This is a genomic window from Tritonibacter sp. AK171 (assembly GCF_030127025.1).
GTDB lineage: Bacteria > Pseudomonadota > Alphaproteobacteria > Rhodobacterales > Rhodobacteraceae > Epibacterium > Epibacterium mobile.
Map to the genome: position 1 here is coordinate 2589867 of NZ_CP126134.1, position 20869 is coordinate 2610735.

At 61.9% G+C, this 20869-nt stretch carries 18 protein-coding genes; 13 read left to right on the top strand and 5 right to left on the bottom strand.

What is annotated here, in order from left to right; translation table 11 throughout:
* Window positions 1-32 precede the first annotated feature (32 nt).
* Entirely contained in the window at window positions 33-1214 is a 1182-nt protein-coding gene (locus tag QNI81_RS12205; protein ID WP_283966657.1) for a GAK system CofD-like protein, read from the top strand.
* 86 nt (window positions 1215-1300) lie between these two features.
* On the opposite strand, the gene QNI81_RS12210 is transcribed toward QNI81_RS12205, so the two are convergent.
* Window positions 1301-3523, bottom strand: a complete 2223-nt coding sequence (locus QNI81_RS12210; protein WP_283966658.1) for a transglycosylase domain-containing protein — start codon at window positions 3521-3523, stop codon at window positions 1301-1303.
* Between the two features lie 289 nt (window positions 3524-3812).
* On the opposite strand from QNI81_RS12210, the gene QNI81_RS12215 reads away from it, so the two are divergent.
* Both QNI81_RS12215 and QNI81_RS12220 read left to right on the top strand, forming a co-directional pair.
* Entirely contained in the window at window positions 3813-4151 is a 339-nt protein-coding gene (locus QNI81_RS12215; protein WP_065321123.1) for a P-II family nitrogen regulator, read from the top strand.
* A gap of 30 nt (window positions 4152-4181) precedes the next feature.
* A complete protein-coding gene (locus QNI81_RS12220; protein ID WP_283966659.1) occupies window positions 4182-5504 on the top strand; it encodes an ammonium transporter AmtB in 1323 nt (440 codons plus the stop codon).
* Between the two features lie 67 nt (window positions 5505-5571).
* On the opposite strand, the gene QNI81_RS12225 is transcribed toward QNI81_RS12220, so the two are convergent.
* Window positions 5572-6216, bottom strand: coding sequence for a ribonuclease T2 family protein (locus tag QNI81_RS12225; protein WP_283966660.1), 645 nt, complete (start codon window positions 6214-6216; stop codon window positions 5572-5574).
* Between the two features lie 170 nt (window positions 6217-6386).
* On the opposite strand from QNI81_RS12225, the gene QNI81_RS12230 reads away from it, so the two are divergent.
* The 4 genes from QNI81_RS12230 (at window position 6387) to QNI81_RS12245 (ending at window position 10032) form a co-directional block, all read left to right on the top strand.
* The gene (locus QNI81_RS12230; RefSeq protein ID WP_009177891.1) at window positions 6387-7154 is read left to right on the top strand and encodes a DUF1013 domain-containing protein; all 768 of its coding nucleotides are present in this window, start codon (window positions 6387-6389) and stop codon (window positions 7152-7154) included.
* Between the two features lie 208 nt (window positions 7155-7362).
* Complete coding sequence (locus QNI81_RS12235) at window positions 7363-7863, top strand: hypothetical protein (RefSeq protein ID WP_126137714.1); 501 nt, start codon at window positions 7363-7365, stop codon at window positions 7861-7863.
* Between the two features lie 129 nt (window positions 7864-7992).
* Window positions 7993-8844, top strand: a complete 852-nt coding sequence (gene sseA, locus QNI81_RS12240) for a 3-mercaptopyruvate sulfurtransferase (RefSeq protein ID WP_009177995.1) — start codon at window positions 7993-7995, stop codon at window positions 8842-8844.
* A 3-nt stretch (window positions 8845-8847) separates the two neighbouring features.
* Window positions 8848-10032: an amino acid aminotransferase gene (locus QNI81_RS12245; RefSeq protein ID WP_065326314.1), complete on the top strand. Its 1185-nt coding sequence runs from the start codon at window positions 8848-8850 to the stop codon at window positions 10030-10032.
* 73 nt (window positions 10033-10105) lie between these two features.
* Here the strand turns inward: QNI81_RS12245 and QNI81_RS12250 are convergent, their stop codons facing one another.
* From QNI81_RS12250 to QNI81_RS12260, 3 genes are read right to left on the bottom strand one after another with little or no spacing between them, the layout of a single operon-like run.
* Entirely contained in the window at window positions 10106-10882 is a 777-nt protein-coding gene (locus QNI81_RS12250) for a TIM barrel protein (RefSeq protein ID WP_283966661.1), read from the bottom strand.
* Between the two features lie 3 nt (window positions 10883-10885).
* Window positions 10886-11887, bottom strand: a complete 1002-nt coding sequence (gene iolG / locus QNI81_RS12255; protein WP_283966662.1) for an inositol 2-dehydrogenase — start codon at window positions 11885-11887, stop codon at window positions 10886-10888.
* Between the two features lie 24 nt (window positions 11888-11911).
* Entirely contained in the window at window positions 11912-13027 is a 1116-nt protein-coding gene (locus QNI81_RS12260; protein WP_283966663.1) for a Gfo/Idh/MocA family protein, read from the bottom strand.
* An 80-nt stretch (window positions 13028-13107) separates the two neighbouring features.
* Between QNI81_RS12260 and QNI81_RS12265 the strand changes: the two genes are divergently transcribed.
* The 6 genes from QNI81_RS12265 to iolD all read left to right on the top strand — a co-directional run bounded on the left by QNI81_RS12265 (window position 13108) and on the right by iolD (window position 20791).
* Window positions 13108-13938: a MurR/RpiR family transcriptional regulator gene (locus tag QNI81_RS12265; RefSeq protein ID WP_283966664.1), complete on the top strand. Its 831-nt coding sequence runs from the start codon at window positions 13108-13110 to the stop codon at window positions 13936-13938.
* Window positions 13939-14093: 155 nt separating this feature from the next.
* Window positions 14094-15020: a sugar ABC transporter substrate-binding protein gene (locus QNI81_RS12270; RefSeq protein ID WP_009177489.1), complete on the top strand. Its 927-nt coding sequence runs from the start codon at window positions 14094-14096 to the stop codon at window positions 15018-15020.
* 90 nt (window positions 15021-15110) lie between these two features.
* Window positions 15111-16217: an ABC transporter permease gene (locus QNI81_RS12275; protein ID WP_168595204.1), complete on the top strand. Its 1107-nt coding sequence runs from the start codon at window positions 15111-15113 to the stop codon at window positions 16215-16217.
* 13 nt (window positions 16218-16230) lie between these two features.
* Window positions 16231-17052, top strand: a complete 822-nt coding sequence (locus QNI81_RS12280; protein ID WP_283967887.1) for an ATP-binding cassette domain-containing protein — start codon at window positions 16231-16233, stop codon at window positions 17050-17052.
* Window positions 17052-18965 (top strand): bifunctional 5-dehydro-2-deoxygluconokinase/5-dehydro-2-deoxyphosphogluconate aldolase, encoded by a 1914-nt coding sequence (locus tag QNI81_RS12285; RefSeq protein WP_283966665.1) that lies wholly within the window; start codon window positions 17052-17054, stop codon window positions 18963-18965. Before QNI81_RS12280 ends, QNI81_RS12285 begins: the two co-directional genes overlap by 1 nt.
* Window positions 18962-20791 (top strand): 3D-(3,5/4)-trihydroxycyclohexane-1,2-dione acylhydrolase (decyclizing), encoded by a 1830-nt coding sequence (gene iolD / locus QNI81_RS12290; protein WP_283966666.1) that lies wholly within the window; start codon window positions 18962-18964, stop codon window positions 20789-20791. Before QNI81_RS12285 ends, iolD begins: the two co-directional genes overlap by 4 nt.
* Window positions 20792-20869 lie beyond the last annotated feature (78 nt).

Here is a 20869-nt window from a genome sequence, read left to right on the forward strand (position 1 = left end):
ATGGTCCAGAAGAGCTGCATCAATGGATGACCATGTCCGACATCGCGATTCTACGCCACGCCACCCTTCCCGATACGCTGCGCATTGCACGGTCTCGTGCCGCCCCCAATCTGGGGCCGCGCTTGCTGTTCTTTTCCGGTGGCAGCGCCCTGAATGAGATTTCGCGGAAACTCAAACAATACACCCATAACTCGGTGCATCTGATCACACCCTTTGACAGTGGCGGCTCCTCTCAGGTGCTGCGCGAGGCCTTTGGTATGCCCGCGGTGGGGGATTTGCGCAGCCGCCTGATGGCGCTGGCGGATGAGACGGAACTGGGACAGCCCGATATTTACCGGCTGTTTTCACACCGCTTACCAAAAAACGGCAGCCAGAAGGATCTGAGACACGAGGTCGCCAGCCTGTTTGAGGGAGCTCACCCGTTGCTCAAGGCGCTGTCGAAACCAATGCGGCAGTTGATCGTCGGCAATCTGCGCCATTTTGAGAGAGCCGCACCCGAGGATCTGGACTATCGCAACGCCAGCATCGGCAACCTGATCCTCGCCGGGGGCTATCTGGATCACGACCGAGTGCTGGAGCCGGTGCTGTTTTTGATGTCAAAGATGGTGGATGTGCGCGGCACCGTGCGCCCGATTGCGGATGTAAACCTGCAGATCGGCGCGGAGCTTCAGGACGGGCGGCGCGTCTTCGGTCAGCGCCAGATGACAGGCAAGGAGAGCGCGCCGCTCGGCACCCGTATCGCGCGCCTCTTCCTCTCGGACGGCACGGCGGAATTGCCCGCCGATGCTGTGCAACTGCCCGACCGGAACCAGAAGCTGATCGCCAGCTCAGAGCTGATCTGCTATCCGCCCGGCAGTCTCTATTCCAGCGTTATGTGCAATCTTCTGCCCCAAGGCGTCGGCCGGGCCATTGCCGCGCGCACCGTGCCGAAGGTCTATATTCCAAGCCTTGGCACGGACCCGGAATGTCACGCCATGAGCCTCAGCGATCAGGTCGCGGCCTTGTTGGAGCCTTTGCGCAGAGATGCTTGTGATGTGCCCAACAGCGCGTTTTTAACCCATGTGATCTGCGACGCGAGCGTCGCTGTGTCGGAGCGCGACCGCGTCACACAGGATCACGGCATCCCCTGTCTTGCGCTGCCCCTCGCCCGCAGGGACCATACCGACCGCTATAACCCCGATGCGATTTGTGAGTTGCTGATCTCACTGGCCTGAGTGGAGGGCTGATCATCCGGGGCTATCAAGGAACAAAGCATGTCGCCCGATGCGCTGAGACGCACCGGGCGACACAAACCTGAGCATCAATTGCCAAAGATATCCTGCAACACGCCATTGAGTGTGCGTTCAATCTCGCGGCCAAGACCGCCGCCACCATTGCGGCGTTGCGGCTGGGGTTGCGGCTCTGGCACGATGATTGGCTCTGGTGCTTTCATCGGAAGCGGTTGCGGCTCCAACCCTTTGTGGACACGCACCATGGTTTCGCGCCAGATCTCTGCGGGCAGACCACCACCGGTCACACCAGTGAGCGGCGTGTTGTCGTCATAGCCCATCCAGACCCCGGCGACGTAATCGGCAGTGAAGCCAATGAACCATGCATCTTTCGCCGCCGACGTGGTGCCGGATTTACCAGCCGCCTGCCAGCCGGGGATCTGCGCTCGGCGTCCAGTGCCTTCTGAGATGACTTTTTCCATCATCCAGATCAGCTCTTGTGCGGCGACGGGGCGGATCACCCGTTCTCCCATCCCGCCAGAAGCGCCCATCAAGGGCTCTGAATCGCCCACCAAGGTCAGCGCATCCACACCGTAAGGCGTCACCGATGAGCCACCGTTCAGAATGCCCGCATAGGCGCCCGTCATTTCCAACAGGGTGCTCTCGGACGCCCCCAGCGCCAGCGACGGCCCATCCGCCAGATCGCTGTCGATGCCGAACTCTCCAGCAACCAGACGCACCTTGTCGCGCCCCACGGCCTCAGAGACTTTGACCGCCGGAATGTTGAGAGAATCGCGCAACGCACGGGCCAGTGTGATCTCACCATAGTGCTTGCGGGTGTAGTTTTGCGGGCACCACGGGCCAGATCCCGGAATATCGATGCAGTATTCTGCGTCCAAAACCCGGTCATATGGCGAATAGCCAAGCTCCAGCGCGGCCGCATAGACAAAGGGTTTAAACGCCGATCCGGTCTGACGTTTCGCCTGTGTCGCGCGGTTGAACACACCAGAGGCACGCACTTTGCGCCCCCCCACCATGGCCCGCACCGCGCCATCGGCGCTCATTACAACCACGGCCGCCTGTGCCTTGGAGCCCTCACGCACCTTGTTTTCAAACACAAAGGTCACCGCATCTTCAGCCGCCTGCTGCAGGCGCTGATCAAGCGTGGTGCGGATCACCACATCCTCTGTGGTTTGATCGCCAAGGAAGCTTGGCACCGTGTCCATGATCCAATCCGCGAAATAGCCACCGGCCCGCGCCGCTGCCGCCTCGCTGAGTTCTGCCGGGTTGGCCGCCGCCATCTGGCGCTCTTGTGCGCTCAGGTAGCCCTGTTCTTCCATCAGGCGCAGCACCGTGGCGGCGCGATTGCGCGACCGCTCGATGTTATTGGTCGGTGCCAGCGTCGAAGGTGCGGTCAGCAGCCCCGCCAGCATCGCGGCCTCAGGCGGGTTCACCTGATTTGCGGATTTGCCGAAATAGCGCTGAGACGCGGCCTCTACACCATGGGCCCCGCCGCCCATATAGGCGCGGTTCATATAGATCGAGAGCACCTCGTTCTTAGTGTATTTGGCCTCCATTGCCATCGCAAAGATGGCTTCCTTGGCCTTGCGCCACAGCGAAGACTGGCGGCAATCGCTCTCATAAGCGGCTTCGCTCTCCCAGACGGTGGGGTCATATTGCACACCCAGACACATCAGCTTGGCAGTCTGCTGTGTGATCGTTGACCCGCCGTGACCCGACAAAGGCCCGCGACCTTCGCTCAGGTTGATACGCACCGCACTGGCGATGCCGCGTGGCGAGATCCCAAAGTGGCGGTAGAACCGTTTATCCTCGGTGGCGACAATCGCGTTTTTCAGATGGGGAGAGACAGTATCCGCCGTCACCACGCCGCCGAACTGATCGCCGCGCCACGCAAATGTTTTGCCCTCGCGGTCCAAAAGCGTCACCGAGCCTTGATGACGGCCATCCAGCAGCGCCTGATACTCGGGCAGCTTAGAATAGTGATAGGCCACCGCGCCCGCCAAGAAAATGCCGCCAACAACCCCCATACGCCAGCTCACCGCCCAAACAACGCGCAACACGATCTGAAACGGCATCAAGAGCCAGCCAATGAGGCCGCGCTTGCGAGGCGCGGCACGCTTTGTCTTGCGGCGTCCAAACAGGCTCCAGCCGCGCTTGGCCTTGCGCGGTGTGCGCGTCTTTGTTGCCTTTTTTGCCGGTTTGCGTGTTGTCCCGCCCACGTTGCGTTTTTCCGCAACCAGCGGGCCACGCCCGCGACCAGAAGTTCCGCGCCCGGAATTGCGCCCCTGCGTCATACTGAAAATCCTGTTCTGACTGCTCGTCTTTTAGGTCTTGGCGGACTTACGCCCTGCCTGTTTTGCACAGAATAGCGGCTCTGGCTCAGGATGTAGAGAGGCGGTTTTCCGCCAAACCCCATCTAAATCGCGCCTAAATAACAAGCAAAGCTCCTTTTTTCAGCGAAATTATTCAGCCGAAGCCCATAAAGCAGGCGTCTTGACCCCAGTCCCGCGTTCCCACGACTCGAGAGGAGCGATCTTCTGCACCTGCAAACAGCGGGCGCAGGGCCCGGGAAAGGGTGACGAGATGAAATTGATCATTGCAGCCATCAAACCCTTCAAACTCGAAGAGGTCCGCGAGGCGCTGACCGCTCTTGGGGTGTCAGGTTTGATGGTAACCGAAATCAAGGGCTTTGGCGCGCAGGCGGGTCACACCGAGATCTACCGCGGGGCCGAATACGAGGTGAACTTCGTCCCCAAGGTGAAGCTCGAAATCGTGGTGCCCTCCGACCTCGCAGATCAGGTCGTTGAGACCATCACCCAGACCGCCCGCACCGGCAAGATCGGCGATGGCAAGATCTTCGTTCTGGATGTCGGCCAAGCCGTGCGTGTGCGCACCGGCGAAACCAATCAAGACGCGCTCTAACGCGCCTTTCGCAAAGGAAAGCCAAATAAAATGAAGAAACTGACAGTGACACTCGCCGCCACGGCGCTGGCGACCCTGCCGGGTCTGGCCTTCGCGCAGGACGCCGCAGCAGAGACACCAGACATCACCCCCTATATCTTCACCACGCTCCTGTTCCTGATCGGCGGATTTCTGGTCTTCTGGATGGCCGCAGGCTTCGCCATGCTCGAAGCAGGCCTTGTGCGCTCCAAAAACGTGACCATGCAGCTCACCAAGAACGTGGCGCTCTTCTCCATCGCCGCAATCATGTACTGGCTGATCGGCTTTAACCTGATGTATCCGGGCGAAGGCTGGATTGTGCCGGGCGTGCTCGGCCCGCTCTTTGCGGTCACCTCGCTGGAGCCTGTGGGCCTTGGCACGGACGCTGCGGCACTCGATTATGCCTCCGCCGGGTCTGACTTCTTCTTTCAGCTGATGTTCTGCGCCACCACCGCATCTATTGTGTCTGGCACATTGGCCGAGCGGATCAAGCTGTGGCCCTTCCTGATCTTTGTCGCGATCCTCACCGGGGTGATCTACCCGATCGAGGCGTCTTGGCAGTGGGGCGGCGGCTTCCTCTCCGAGATGGGATTTTCCGACTTTGCAGGCTCTACTCTGGTGCATGCCGCTGGTGGTTTTGCCGCCCTCGCCGGTGCCCTGATCCTCGGTCCGCGTATCGGCAAATACAAAGATGGCCGCACCGTTCCGATGCCCGGTTCCAACCTTGCGCTGGCCACTTTGGGGACATTCATCCTGTGGCTCGGCTGGTTCGGCTTCAACGGTGGCTCGCAACTGGCGATGGGCACCGTGGGCGATGTGACCGATGTGTCCCGCATCTTTGCCAATACCAATATGGCCGCTGCGGCGGGGGCCGTCACCGCGCTACTGCTGACCCAACTGCTGTTCAAAAAGCCCGACCTGACCATGATCCTGAACGGTGCATTGGCCGGTCTGGTCTCCATCACCGCAGGTCCGCTTGATCCAACGCTGTTTGGCGCGCTGTGGATTGGGGCCGTGGGTGGTGTGATCGTGGTCTTCGCCGTGCCGATGCTCGACAAGATGCAGATCGACGACGTGGTGGGTGCGATCCCGGTTCACCTTCTGGCCGGTTTCTGGGGTACCTTCGCGGTTCCCTTCTATACCGCCGACACGTCCTTTGTGACCCAGATCATCGGCTTTGCAGCCATCGGTGCCTTTACCTTCGTGGTCTCCGGCGTGGTCTGGATGATCCTGAAATCCACCATGGGCATCCGCGTCACCGAAGAAGACGAGATCAACGGCCTCGACATGGCGGAGCTTGGCATGGACGCCTACCCGGAGTTCAAAGCAAGCTGACCCTCAGTCCGATAAAGACCAAAAAACGCGGCTCCTCGGGGCCGCGTTTTTCATTGTCTTCAGCGTGTTAGCGCACCGGCTCGAACACCGCGTTGGGCAAGGTGCAATCCTTGATCACATCCCGTCCGCAAGGCACCGGCGCCAGATCACGCGACAGACAGACCCGCGCTTCTTGTATGAACCCGTCGCGACAGGTGATCGTAAGACTGTCGGCCGTAAGTGTTGGATTGGCCTTCAGAAACGCCTCTTCCACAACGGAGGCAGGCAGTTTCACCGCCTTGTCGAGACGACGGAACACCTCAGGACGGGTGATTTTCGCGTAGGCTTCACGCGACAGGTCGAAATAGCCCTGCGCCGACAGACCGCTGCAGGTTCCGTGTTTCTTCCACTGATGCCACGCCAGCCCCGATGTGCCCATGATATCGCTCATCTCGCTGGTCTGACGCCGGCGCGGCGGCGCCTCTTTGGTGCGGCAATAGCTGGGCCAGCCGCGATGAAACTGCGGCCACAGCCCGTGCAACGTCCAGCCGTAATCATACCGCTCATCGCATTGCTCTGATCTCTTGGCGTCGCCCTCAATCGCGCACCAATTGGGTGACCAACTCAGCGCCAGCACGTAATAGTCAAACTCACCCGCTCGCTCACCTTCGGCCTGCGCCGCACCACCCAAGAGCCCCGCAGCCGCTAATATTGTGAACAAAACTCCCCGCATTCGCCTCTTTCCTTATGGTTTCGAGGCGACTATATAGACCTGAAGTTCCCCGACAACGGAAACCCGCCCCGAAGCTCCGGGGAAGCCGATCTAAGGCGACGGGAGAGGTTTATCCGCAGGTTGTCCGGTCACACCGTCGGGGGCAGACGTGTTTCGAAGGAGTAAAGCACATGGCAAAACCGTTGATGGCCAAGGCGACCGCCGTGTGGCTGGTGGACAATACCACGATCAGCTTCAAGCAGATCGCCGATTTCGTTGGCATGCACGAGCTTGAAATTCAGGGCATCGCAGATGGCGATGTGGCTGCTGGCGTGAAGGGCTTTGACCCGATTGCCAACAACCAGCTGACGCAGGACGAGATCAACACAGCGGAAAACAACCCGCTGCATAAGCTGAAGCTGAAGTTCAATGCCGCAGCTGCAGGCGAAGAAAAGCGCCGTGGCCCGCGCTACACCCCGCTGTCCAAACGCCAGGACCGCCCGAACTCGATTCTCTGGCTGGTGAAATTCCACCCCGAGCTGGCCGATGCCCAAATCGCCAAACTGGTGGGCACCACCAAGCCGACCATTCAGTCGATCCGCGAGCGCACCCATTGGAACATCGCCAACATGGAGCCGATTGACCCGGTGGCCCTTGGCCTGTGTAAACAGTCCGAACTGGATGCCGCCGTGCAAAAAGCCGCCAAGAAACGCGCTGCCGAAGGTGGCGTGATGAGCGACGACGAGCGCCGCAAACTGGTCTCCACCGAACAATCGCTGGAAATGGACGCAGAGCCCAAGATCCCGACCGCCATTGAGGGGCTTGAGACCTTTACGCTTGGCTCCTCCGATGACGAGGACAAGAAAGAAGACGAAATCGTCGACGCCGACAGCTTCTTCAACCTCCCCGCCAGCAGCGATGAGGATGAAGACGACGACAGCGACGATCCGCGCTACTGAGAGGGGCACCCCTCTCGCCTCAGCACCGTCTGACGCCGATAATGCACCGCAGAGCCTCTTGCCCTGCGGTGTTTTTTTGCCCCTTGCCAATATCCGACAAAATAACTAAGGAAATAGCGCCCAGCCTTTTTTGCCCGGTCAGAATGTGAACAGCCCGACCGCATCCCTGATGCGACCGCTGCGGGCGGACAGGTAAAAGGCGCAGATTATGACACTTCAGGTTCCTCTCACTCCCGAACTGGCGCAGGCCCCGCTGGTGGCTTTTGGCTTTGATCCGTTTGAGACCCGGCTGGTGTCGATCATGCGCCACTTTGTTACGGCGGCCAACGCGCCGGGCAGTCAGGCGTGGCACCGCGCCTTTATCATTGCGGCTGAAAACTGGGGTGAGGCACATGGTCTGGCGGTTGCCCATACCTTGTGGCCCGTGGTGCGCGAGGTGCTTGAACTCAGAAGCGGCGATTTCACCTCCAATGACCCCCTTGATCTGGATACCCGCGACTTGCTCAGCGCCGATGAAGCGCAGTTTATCGCCATGCTGCACCACATGCGCCGCGACAATACCGCCAAGGCGCGCGACGCGGTCGAGGCCCTGACCCACGGGCAAATGGACCCCGACCTCATCCGCGCCGGTCTGTCATTTGCAGATCGCTTCCCTTCGGGCGCGCGGCAACGGCTGCGCGGCGCACCTGCCCTGCGCGTTGTGGGGTAAACACGGCGCAAAACCGGTATTTCATCGCACAACTGGGGTCGCCTGCGTGAAAGCATGGCAAGCGGCCTTGCACGACCGGGGCGCGGGTAGTAGGCATTTTGCCAACGCAAGTCCCGGGAGGCGTTGAGTATGGACGATCCGAAAACCCTGGTTTCCACCGACTGGCTGGCCGCGCATCTAAAGGACCCCGATCTGCGGATTCTCGATGCGTCTTGGTATCTGCCGCAGATGGAACGCGATGCTAAGGCAGAGTATGACGCGGGGCACATCCCCGGCGCGCGCTTCTTTGATATCGATGATATCTCTGATCATCGCTCCGATCTGCCGCATATGGCTCCCCCGGTTGAAAAATTCATGTCCCGCCTGCGCGCCATGGGCGTCGGCGACGGGCATCAGGTGGTGGTCTATGATGGCGCGGGCCTGTTTTCCGCCGCCCGTGTCTGGTGGCTCTTCCGCCTGATGGGTCAGGTCAATGTGGCCGTTCTGGATGGCGGTCTGCCAAAATGGACCGCCGAGGGCCGCCCGCTGGAGGATCTGCCGCCGGTGATCCGCGACCGCCACATGACGGTGCGGGTACAAAACCAGCTGGTGCGCGATGTGACACAAGTGTCCTCTGCCGCCAAACTCGGCGATCACGAAATTATCGACGCCCGCGCGGCGGACCGGTTCCGCGGCGAAGCCCCCGAACCCCGGCCCGGCATGCGCGCAGGCCATATTCCCGGCTCTAAGAATGTGCCCTTCACCACCTTGCTCAATGACGATGGCACCATGAAAGACCCGGACGCCTTGCGCTCCATCTTTGAAAGCGCTGGTGTTGACCTCACGAAGCCTGCCATTACCTCTTGCGGATCGGGCGTCACCGCCGCCGTGCTCAGCCTCGCCATGGAGCGCATGGGCAAGCACGATCACGCGCTCTATGACGGCTCATGGAGCGAATGGGGCGCCTTCCCCACTCTTCCCGTTGCAACCGGAGACAACTAAGACATGTTCGAGAACCTGAAACCCCAGCCTGCCGACAAGATTCTGGCGCTGATGCAGATGTACCGCGATGATCCGCGGGACCAGAAGGTCGATCTGGGTGTAGGTGTCTACAAGAACGCCGAGGGTGTGACCCCGGTGATGCGCGCCGTAAAGGCCGCAGAACAGCGCATCATCGACGAGCAAGCCACCAAGGCCTACACCGGCCTCGCGGGTGATCCCGCCTATGCCGACGCAATGATCGGTCTGATCCTTGATACAGCAGTCGAGCGCAGCAAAATTGCCGCCGTCGCCACCCCCGGCGGCACCGGCGCGGTGCGACAGGCGTTTGAACTGATCAAGATGGCCAACCCCAATGCGCGCGTCTTTGTGTCCGATCCCACATGGCCGAACCACGTGTCGATCCTGAAATACGTCGGCATCGAGACCGTGGTTTACCGCTACTTTGACGCAGAGACCCGTGCCGTGAACTTCGACGGTATGATCGAGGATCTCAAAGGCGCAAAAGAAGGCGACGTGGTGCTGCTGCACGGCTGCTGCCACAACCCGACGGGTGCCAACCTGAACCTCACCCAGTGGAAAGCCGTGGTTGAATTGCTCAACGAGCGCGGCCTGATCCCGATGATCGACATCGCCTATCAGGGCTTTGGCGACGGTCTGGAAGAAGACGCCGCTGGCGTGCGCCTCGTGGCCTCCTCGGTGCCGGAATGCCTGATTGCGGCAAGCTGCTCCAAGAACTTCGGCATCTACCGCGAACGCACCGGCCTGTTGATGGCGATCAGCCAGCAGGGCGATGCAGAAGGTCTGAACCAAAAGACACTCGCCTATCTGAACCGTCAGAACTACTCCTTCCCGCCCGATCACGGCGCGCGCGTTGTGACCACGATCCTGAACGATCCTGAATTGCGCGCGGACTGGCAGAAGGAACTGGAAGAAACCCGTTTGGGCATGCTCGCCCTGCGTCAGCAGCTCGCGGACGAGTTGCAGCGCCTGACCGGATCTGACCGTTTCGGCTTTATCGCAGAGCACCGCGGCATGTTCTCTCTGCTGGGCACCACGCCGGAGCTGGTGGAGAAAATGCGTGTGGATGCAGGCATCTACATGGTCGGTGACAGCCGCCTCAATATCGCAGGCCTCAACGCACAGACCGTGCCGATCCTCGCTAAGGCAATCGTCGACGCTGGCGTCTGATCCGCCTCATCATGGCTGAATACGAAAACGCGCCCCATGAGGGCGCGTTTTTGGTTCCCGTAGGATTGATGCGCTAAGCTACGGTAAAGGCCGCGCGAAACGCATCGAGCGCCGCCAGTTCATCGCCCGCCGCAAAGGCCTCCATCGCCACCGGGCCGTCATAGCCCATGTGCTGCAAGGCGCGCGCAACCCCGGCGTAGTTGATCTCACCCGTGCCCGGCTCGCACCGCCCCGGCACATCGGCGACCTGAATCTCTCCGATCCACGGAAGGCAGGCCTGACACAGCTCGATCAGGTTCCCCTCGCCAATCTGCGCATGGTAAAGGTCGAGGTTCAGGCGCAGCTGCGGCCGGTTCACCGCCGAGACCAAGGCCAGCGTCTCTTCGGCGCGTGCAAAGGGCACGCCCGCGTGGTCCACTGGCAGGTTCAGGTTCTCCAGCGTGAACTGCACGTCCAGCTCTTCGGCCAGATCACAGATCCGATGCAGCGTGTCGATGGCCTTGACCCATTTCAGCGGCGTCGCCACTTCGGCCAGCTTTGGCCGTCCGCCCTCACCCAGCCCGGTGCCGTGCAGGTTCAGCCGCGCCACGCCCAGCCGCTTGCCCACCAGCGCCGTTTCCCGTGCCGAGGCCAGCAGCATATCGGCGCCCGCATCATCCGACAGCCGCCCCTCAAGGTAGCCATTCATGATCGAGAACACCGCGCCAGAGGCCTCAAGCTTGTTCAGATCATGGTCGGGCCAGTTCCACAGCCCAACCTGAAACCCCATCTCGTGCAACTGCGCGCAGCGCCACTCGATCGGTTTGTCCTGCCAGAGCATCTCGGCGCAGGCAGCAAGGGTAAACGCCATGGATCAGCCCCCGATCAGATCGGAGGTGATCGCCACGGGACGCCCCTCGGCCAACGAACGGTTCGCCGCCTCAGCCAGCGCCAGCGCGTTGACGCCGTCCTGTATCGATGCAGGCACCGGCGTGCCCGCAACCACCGCATCGACAAAGGCCGACCACTCGATCGCATAGGCGCGCATGTAGCGTTCAAGGAAGAAATAGACGGGCTTGGCCGACTGCACCCCGGCGGTGGTCGATTTCACCACGGTGTTTTCAATCTCATTCTCGGCGGCCAGCGTACCCTCAGAGCCCAGAACCTCCACCCGCTGGTCATAGCCATAGGGCGCGCGGCGCGAGTTGCGGATGGTGGCGATGCGCCCGTCCGCATAGGTCAGCACCACCACGGCGGTGTCGACATCGCCCGCCGCGCCGATCTCCGGATCGACAAGGCACGACCCATGCGCCATCACGCTCACCGGCATCCCAAACAGGAACGAACACATATCGAAATCATGGATCATCATGTCCCGGTACAGACCGCCAGAGACCTTGATATAGCTCACCGGCGGCGGCGCGGGGTCATAGGAGGTCACCGCCAACATCTCGCCCTTGCCGACCTCGCCCGCGTCTAGCGCCGCCTTGACGGCGGCAAAGTTCGGGTCAAAGCGGCGGTTGAAGCCCATCATCATCGGCTTGTCATGGCTGGCGGCAATCTGGCGGACCTGAAGCGCGCGCTCCAGCGACAGATCAATGGGCTTTTCGCAAAAGATCGCTTTGCCCGCCTTCACGCCCGCCTCGATCAGGTCGGAATGCGTGTTGGTCGAGGAGGCAATCAGGATCGCGTCAATGCTTGTATCGGCAAAGATCTCTTCCGGTGTGCGCACCGCGATGCCATGCTCCTGTGCGAGCGCCTCGGCGGCCTCGGTCATGACGTCTGTCACCGCAACCAGCTCTGAGCGCGGATCCATCTTGATCGAGGCGGCATGGACCTTGCCGATGCGGCCCGCGCCAAACAATGCGACTTTCATAGGCGTATTCCTTTTGTGCTGGCGTCACAGGGTGACGCGGCGGCCCTCACGGGCCGAAGTGTCGATAGCGTGGATGACGCGCTCAAACTCCAGCGCGTCGGTGAAGTTGGGAAAGCTCTCCTCGCCCGCCGCAATGGCGCGCAGGAACCCCGCGACCTCGATGGTTTTCAGATCGCCAAAGCCCAGCTGATGCCCCGGTGCCGGGCAGAACGCCCCATAGGGTGCATGCTCCGGCCCCGTCAGAATGGTGCGGAACCCCTGCTGTGCGCGGGGGCCTTCATTTACATAAAGCTGCAATTCATTCAGCCGCTCCTGACTGAAGGTCATCATACCCTTGGTGCCATGCACCTCCCAGTCGAGCTTGTTCTTGCGCCCCCAGGCCGAGCGCGAGGTGCACAGCGTGCCCTGCGCCCCGTTGCGATAACGAATGATGGCCGAGGCGGTGTCCTCGTTCTCCACCGCCGCGCGGCCGCTTCCATCGGGCAGGGGGCGGGTTTCATGAATGATCTGCGTATCGGCAATCAGGCTCTCGATCTCGCCCATCAGCACATGCGACATCGACACCAGATGACAGCCCAGATCGCCCAGCGTACCAAGCCCCGCATCCGCGCGGGTGGCGCGCCAGGTCCACGGCAGGTCCGGGTCGGCCTGATAATCCTCATCCACCCAGCCGCGAAAATGCACGGGCTTTCCGATCACCCCTTCGGCAATCAACGCGCGGGCATGGGTGACGGCGGGATTGTGAATGTAATTATACCCCACTTTGGTGCGCACCCCGGCGGCACGCGCCGCAGCTTCCATCTCCTGCGCATCCTCCAGCGTCAGCGCCAGTGGTTTTTCGCAATGCACATGTTTCCCGGCTGCAATCGCCGCCAGCGCCATCTCCTTATGCAACGCATTGGGTGTGGTGATGGAGACAATATCGACCTCCGGACTGGCGATCAGGGCGCGCCAATCGTCGGTGGCTGCGGCAAACCCGAGCTGAGCCGCCAGATCGCGCGCCTTCTGTGCGGGCGTGTCGCACAATTGCGCCAGACGCACCGGCGCCAGATCCCCAAATACCGCCGCGGCAGAGCCATAGGCCAGCGCATGCGCCTTGCCCATGAAGCCGGTTCCGATCAAACCAAGACCCAGAGTCACAAAAACCTCCCATATGGAATTTTCATTCCATTTTTGGTGATGAGCGATTACAGTGACCCTGTCAAGAGAGAGGACGTTGAATGAGTGAGAACGAGGGTATCGCCACACCCCCCACCAATATCACCCAGACCATCGAGCGGCTGGACCAGATGCAGGATGAGCTGCCCAAGCGGCTGAAGCAATGTGCATCCTTCACCCGTCGTCACCTGCATCTTGTGGCGTTCTCTACGGTCTCAGATATGGCCAAGGCATCGGGCGTTGCACCTTCGGTCTATATCCGGTTCTGTCAGGCCATTGGCTTTAGCGGCTATTCCGAAATGCAGGGGTTGTTTCGGGTGCAGTACACCTCTTTTCGCCCCGACTATGAACAGCGCCTTGCTCAGGTGCGCCCCGACGTAGCGCAGGGCAGCGGTCAGCTGTTGGGTGAATTTGCCGAGGCGGGCCATAAGTCGCTGCTATCTTTGGGTAATTCTGTTGCAAATGAGGGGCTTAACAGCGTCGCAAGTGGCTTGGCACAGGCGCGCATTCTGCATCTATTGGGTATGCGCCGCGCCTTTGCCGTGGTCAGCAATATGTCCTATCTCCTTGGCAAGATGGATGTGCCTGCCTTGTTGCATACCGATGTTGGCCACCTTGACAGCCCTCCCCTGATGACACCCGATGATGCGCTGTTTGCGGTGACATTCGCGCCGTTCTCCGAGGACGTGATCCAGCAGGCCAGAGAGGCCGCCGAGCGTGGCGTTCCGGTCTACGGGTTGAGCGATTCCGAAAAATGCCCGCTGTTTGAATTCGCCCGCGAGGTGCTCGTCGTGCACGAACATGAGGTCGCAGGCTTTCGCGCACTCAACGCCTCCATCACGCTCACCACCGCCCTTTCGGTGCTGGTCGGCTCGCAACGACGCGAATCTTGACAGGCTCGCGCCAAAACGGAATAAATGTTCCATAGCACGATTCGACACCGTTTCGCGCTGACCGGTGGGAGGCCGGTCATCAGGAGCACCTCAGCCTTCAGCGAGCCGAGGCGCCTACAATCCGGGACACCGGGCTTTGTCTAAGGGAGGACAAATTGAAAAATTTCTTGAAAACCGCAGCTGTTGTCGCCGGGATGGCCGTCGCAGCCCCCGCCATGGCGCAGGACATCATCGTGGTCGCCCATGGGCAGGCCAACGACCCATTCTGGTCCGTGGTGAAAAACGGCGTGGAAAAGGCCGCCAAGGACACAGGCGCGAATGTCGATTTCCGCTCGCCCGAGACCTTTGACATGGTGCAGATGAGCCAGCTGATCGACGCCGCCGTCAATCAGGAACCCGACGGGCTGGTGGTCTCCATCCCCGATGCCGACGCGCTGTCGCCCTCGATCCGCCGCGCGGTCGAGGCTGGTATTCCTGTCATCTCCATGAACTCCGGCTCTGACGTCTCCAAGGATCTCGGCGCGCTGCTGCACGTAGGCCAGGACGAATATACCGCAGGCAAGGCCGCCGGTGAAAAGCTCGCCTCCATGGGCGGCACGGTCGGCATCTGCGTCAACCAAGAAGTCGGCAACGTGGCGCTCGACCTGCGCTGTCAGGGCTTTTCTGACGGGTTCGGCGGCTCTGTCGAGGTGATCCCGACCCAGAACGACCCGGCCGAAGTCGAAGCCAAGGTCAAAGCAGCGCTGGAATCCAACCCTGACATCGACACGGTCATGGGCCTTGGGGCTTCCTTGGTGGGTGAGCCCTCCGTACGCGCCGTCGCCGCCGTTGGCCGCACCGGCGAGGTGAATGTGGCGACCTTTGACCTATCGGCAAGCTTCCTTGAGAGCGTCTCCAAGGGCGACGCGGCCTTTGCCATCGACCAGCAGCAATTCCTACAAGGCTATCTGCCGGTCTCGTTCTTGGCGCTCAATGCCAACTACGGCCTGATCCCCGGCGGCAACGTGCCCTCCGGCCCCAACCTGATCACTCAGGACAAAGCTGCCCAGGTGGTCGAGCTGAGTGCTGAAGGCATCCGCTAAGTCACGCATTTAAAACGATAAATCGCATTTGGGGCCGTGGTGCAAACGCCGCGCCACGGCCCTTCTTTGTCCCCAAGGGAGGATCACGCCATGGCCGACACGGCCCAAACCGTCACCGACGAACGCCTGAAACAAGAAGGCTTTGGCGCGCGGCTGATGAAGCGCCCGGAGCTTGGGGCCATCGCCGGTGTCATTCTTGTCACCACATTCTTTTTGATTACTGCCGACGGCACCATGTTCACGCTCTCGGGCATCATGAACTTCATGACCCCTGCGGCGCAGCTCGGCATCCTCGCCATCGGCGCGGCGATGCTTATGATCGGCGGTGAATTTGACCTCTCCATCGGCTCCATGGTGGCTTTTGCGGGTCTGATCTTTGGCGCCTGCGTCGTGACCCTTGGTCTGCCCCTGATCCTCGCGATCCCGCTGACATTGGCGGTGGCGGCCGGGCTTGGCGCGGTCAATGGCGTGATCGTACTAAAAACCGGCCTGCCGTCCTTTATCGTCACACTCGCCTTCCTGTTCATCCTGCGCGGCGCGTCGCTGGTGGGGCTGAAACTGGCGTCTGGCGGCTCCACCCAGCTGCGCGGCGTGCGCGATGCGGTTGAGGGCGACTGGCTTGCGCCCATGTTCTCTGGCGACGCATTCGGCCCGATCTTTGCCTGGCTTGCCCAGATCGGCCTGATCGACACCTTCAAGAACGGCACGCCCAAAGTGCCCGGCATCCCGGTGGAAATCCTCTGGTTCATCGCGCTGGCGCTGGTGGCGACCTATGTGTTGCTGCGCACCCCGCAGGGCAACTGGATCTTTGCCTCGGGCGGCGATCGCAACGCGGCCTCCAACTCCGGTGTGCCGGTGCGCAAGGTGAAGATCTCGCTCTTTATGGTGACGGCGCTCTGTGGCGCGCTGGTTGCGATCATCACCGTGATGGATGCAGGCTCGACCGACGCGCGCCGCGGCTTCATGAAAGAGTTCGAGGCCATCATCGCCGCAGTGATCGGCGGCTGCCTGCTGACCGGCGGCTACGGATCCGCCATCGGCGCATTCTTTGGCGCGATCATCTTTGGCATGGTCACCATCGGCCTCACTTATACGGACTTCGATCAGGACTGGTTCCAGATCTTCCTTGGCGGCATGCTGTTGATCGCGGTTCTGTTCAACAACTACATCCGCAAGCGCGTGACGGGGGAACGCTGAGATGACCCAGCAGATGACCGAAGACACGACCTTTCACCACGGCAGCCCGCAGGACGCGGCCAAGCCGATCATCGAGATGCAGAACATCGAAAAGCACTTCGGCAATATCATCGCGCTTGCCGGTGTCAGCTTTGATGTGAAACCGGGCGAATGCCACTGTCTGCTTGGTGACAATGGCGCGGGCAAATCCACCTTTATCAAGACCATGTCGGGCGTGCACAAACCTACCAAGGGCACCATCACCATCGACGGGCAACCGATGAATTTCGACAGCCCCCGCGATGCGATGGAAGCCGGAATTGCCACGGTATTTCAGGATCTTGCCATGATCCCGCTGATGAGTGTGACGCGCAATTTCTTCATGGGGCGAGAGCCACTGAAGGGCTCCAAACCCTTCCGCCGCATGGACATTGAGATGATGAATCAGACCACCGTGGAGGAGATGCGCAAGATGGGCATCAACCTGCGCGGCCCCGATCAGGCGGTCGGCACGCTCTCGGGCGGCGAACGCCAGACGGTGGCGATTGCGCGCGCGGTCTATTTCGGCGCGCGGGTGCTGATCCTGGACGAACCCACTTCGGCCCTTGGCGTGCGGCAGACCTCGAATGTGCTGGCGACCATTGACCGGGTGCGCAAGCAAGGCGTCGGCGTGGTGTTCATCAGTCACAACGTGCGCCACGCGCTGGCCGTGGGCGACCGGTTCACCGTCCTCAATCGCGGCAAGACGCTGGGCACCGCACAGCGCGGCCAGATTACACCGGAAGAGCTGCAGGATCTCATGGCGGGTGGTCAGGAAATGGCCCAGCTCGAAGGCTCGCTCGGGGGCACTGTGTAATGACCAAGGATCTGGACCTCATCACCATCGGGCGGTCGTCCGTTGACCTTTACGGCGCGCAGGTCGGTGGCCGTCTGGAGGACATGCGCAGTTTCGAGAAATACGTCGGCGGCTCCCCCACCAATATGGCAACGGGCACCGCGCGTCTGGGCTTGCGTTCGGCGCTGCTGACCAAGGTCGGCGACGAGCATATGGGCCGTTTCCTGCGTGAGGAACTGGTGAAGGAGGGCGTCGACGTCACCGGCGTCCTCACCGACCCGGAGCGGTTGACCGCGCTGGTGCTGCTCGGCATTCGGGATGAGGACCAGTTCCCGCTGATTTTCTACCGCGAGAATTGCGCCGATATGGCGCTGAGCGCGCAGGACGTGGACGAAGGCTTCATTGCCCGCGCCCGCGCCGTGGTCGCCACCGGCACCCATCTGTCGAACCCGCAGACTGAGGCGGCGGTGCTGAAAGCGCTGGACTTCGCGCGCAAACACGGCGCGCAGACCGCGCTGGACATTGATTTCCGCCCCAACCTCTGGGGGCTGTCCGGTCACGGGGACGGCGAAAACCGCTTTATTGCCTCGGATGCGGTGACGGAAAAGCTGCAATCCACCCTGCATCTGTTTGACCTGATCGTCGGCACTGAAGAGGAATTCCACATCGCAGGCGGCACCACCGACACCGTCGCAGCACTTCGCGCCGTGCGCGCGGTCTCGGGTGCGACGTTGGTGTGCAAACGCGGTGCCGAAGGCGCGGTGGCCTTCACCGGCGCGATCCCGGACAGGCTGGACGACGGCCAAAGCGGCCCCGGCTTTCCTATCGAGGTCTTTAATGTGCTCGGTGCGGGCGATGGCTTCATGTCCGGTCTTCTGAAGGGTTGGCTCGACGGCGAAGACTGGCCCACCTCGCTCAAATACGCCAATGCCTGCGGGGCCTTTGCCGTCAGCCGTCATGGCTGCACCCCCGCTTATCCCAGCTGGGAAGAGCTGCAATTCTTCCTCCAGCGCGGCGTGGTGGAGAAAGCCCTGCGCAACGACACCGCACTGGAGCAGATCCACTGGTCCACCACCCGCAAGCGTGACTGGGACGATCTGCGGGTCTTTGCCTTTGATCACCGCATGCAGATGGAAGAGATGGACGGCGCCACGCCCGAGCGCATCGGCGCGTTCAAGGAGCTCTGCCTCAGGGCCGCCGTTGCACAGGCCGCAGGCCGCCCCGGTCACGGCATCCTCTGCGATGGCCGCCTTGGCGCGCGCGCGCTTTATGCCGCAGCGGGTCAGGGTCTGTGGATCGGCCGCCCGGTGGAATGGCCCGGCTCGCGCCCCTTGCGGCTGGAACCGCAGGTGGGCGAGGATGCAGGCGGGCTGAAGGAATGGCCCGGCGAACATGTGGTCAAATGCCTGTGCTTCCCGCATCCCGACGATGACGACGCGATGTGGGCCGACCAGATCGCCACCATCACCCGCGTGTTCCAGTCCTGCCGCCGCAACGGGCTTGAATTCCTGCTGGAGGTCATTCCCTCCAAGGTCGGCCCCTTTGATGATAAGACCACGCCAGATGTCATCCAACGCGTATACGATGCGGGCATCTACCCCGATTGGTGGAAGCTCGAACCCTTCCGCTCCGAGGCCGCATGGGCCGCAAGCTGCGATGCGATCGAACGCAACGACAAACGCACCCGAGGTATCGTGGTGCTGGGTCTGGACGCCCCGGAGGACGAGCTGCGCGAGAGCTTCGCGCTTGCCGTACGCTTCCCGCTGGTCAAAGGGTTTGCTGTCGGGCGGACGATCTTTGGCGATGTGGCCCGCGACTGGTTTGCAGGCCGCATTGACGACGACAGCGCCGTGGCGCGCATGACAGAAAATTACGCCCGGCTTTGCGATGTCTGGGCGCAGGCACGCGCACGCACCATGGAGGCGGCACAATGAGCACGATCCGGCTAACCGCAGCGCAGGCGATGGTGAAATATATCGCCGCACAACTGAACGAGGAGGGCGAACCCTTCCTCGCCGGGATCTGGGCGATCTTTGGCCATGGCAATGTGGCCGGTCTGGGCGAGGCGCTGCATGGCGCGCGCGACGAATTCCGCACCTATCGCGGCCACAATGAGCAGACCATGGCCCATGCCGCGATTGCCTATGCCAAGCAGTCCGGGCGCAAACGGGCGATGGCAGTCACCTCCTCCATCGGACCCGGTGCCACCAATATGGTGACGGCGGCGGCGCTGGCGCATGTGAACCGGCTGCCGCTGCTGCTGATCCCCGGCGATGTCTTTGCCAACCGAGGCCCCGACCCGGTGTTGCAGCAGATCGAGGATTTCGGCGATGGCACCACCAGCGCCAATGACTGTTTCAAACCGGTCACGCGCTATTTCGACCGCATCATGCGCCCCGAACAGCTGCTGACCGCCCTGCCGCGCGCCTTTCGCACTATGACCGATCCGGCAGACTGCGGCCCGGTCTGCCTGTCCTTCTGTCAGGACGTGCAGGCCGAAGCCTATGACTGGCCCGAGGCCTTCTTTGCGCCGCGCATTTGGCAAACCCGCCGTCCCCGCCCGGATGAGGGCGAGCTGGCGCGGGTCGCCGACCTGCTGAAAGCGGCAAAATCTCCGGTGATCGTGGCCGGGGGTGGCGTGCATTACGCGGGCGCTTGCGCCGCGCTGCAGTGCTTTGCCGAGGCGCATCAAATCCCGGTTGTCGAAAGCCAGGCGGGCAAATCCGCCCTCGCGTGGGATCACCCGCTGAACCTCGGCCCCGTCGGCGTGACAGGCGCGGGCTCTGCCAATGAGGTCTGCGCCGGGGCCGATCTGGTTCTGGGTGTTGGCACAAGGTTTCAGGATTTCACCACCGGCTCGTGGAACCTGTTCCAGAACCCGGATCGCACGCTCGTCTCCCTCAATGTTGCCGCCTATGACGCAATGAAACATGGCGCAGAGCCGCTCTGTTGCGATGCCCGCGTCGGGCTGGAGCTGCTGGGCGCGGCGCTTGGCGATCTGCAATTCGCCGCCCCCTCCGCCGCACTCAAGGACGCGTGGTTCAGCGCGGTTGACCCGCTCACCGCCGCCCCGCGCGAGGACATCCAACTGCCGACCGACCAGCAGGTGATCGGCGCGGTGCAACGGGCCTCCGGTCCCGACACGGTGGTGATGTGCGCCGCGGGCACCATGCCGGGCGAGCTGCACAAACTCTGGAAAGCCCCGCGCCCCGGGGCCTATCACATGGAATACGGCTATTCCTGCATGGGCTACGAGATCGCCGGCGCCATGGGCATCAAGATGGCCCAGCCAGAGCGCGATGTGGTCTGCATGATCGGTGACGGCAGCTATATGATGGCCAACTCGGAACTGGCGACGGCGGCGATGCTGGGCATCGACATGACCGTGGTGATCACCGACAACCGGGGCTACGGCTGCATCAACCGGCTGCAAATGGGTACCGGCGGGGCAGAGTTCAACAACCTCCTCGACCACTCCCATCACGTGACACCGTCCAACATCGACTTTGCCGCCCATGCCGCATCCATGGGGGCGGCCGCCGTACATGTCAGCAGCATTGCGGAACTAGAAGAGGCCCTGAGCCGCGCCAAATCCGCCAAAGGGCCGTTTGTGGTGGTGATCGACACCGATCCCTACCCCTCGACGCCCGATGGCGGCCATTGGTGGGATGTGGCGGTGCCCGAAGTGTCGGAAAGGGCCGAGGTGCGCGCCAAACGCGCCGAATATGAAAAACAGATCAAGGCCCGCGCGCTCAACTGACGCCCGTGGCCTGCCTTTCCGGGGTGCGTCCTCCCGCGCGTCGGAAAGGCCCCAAATTTTGGATCAGGCGCGGACATG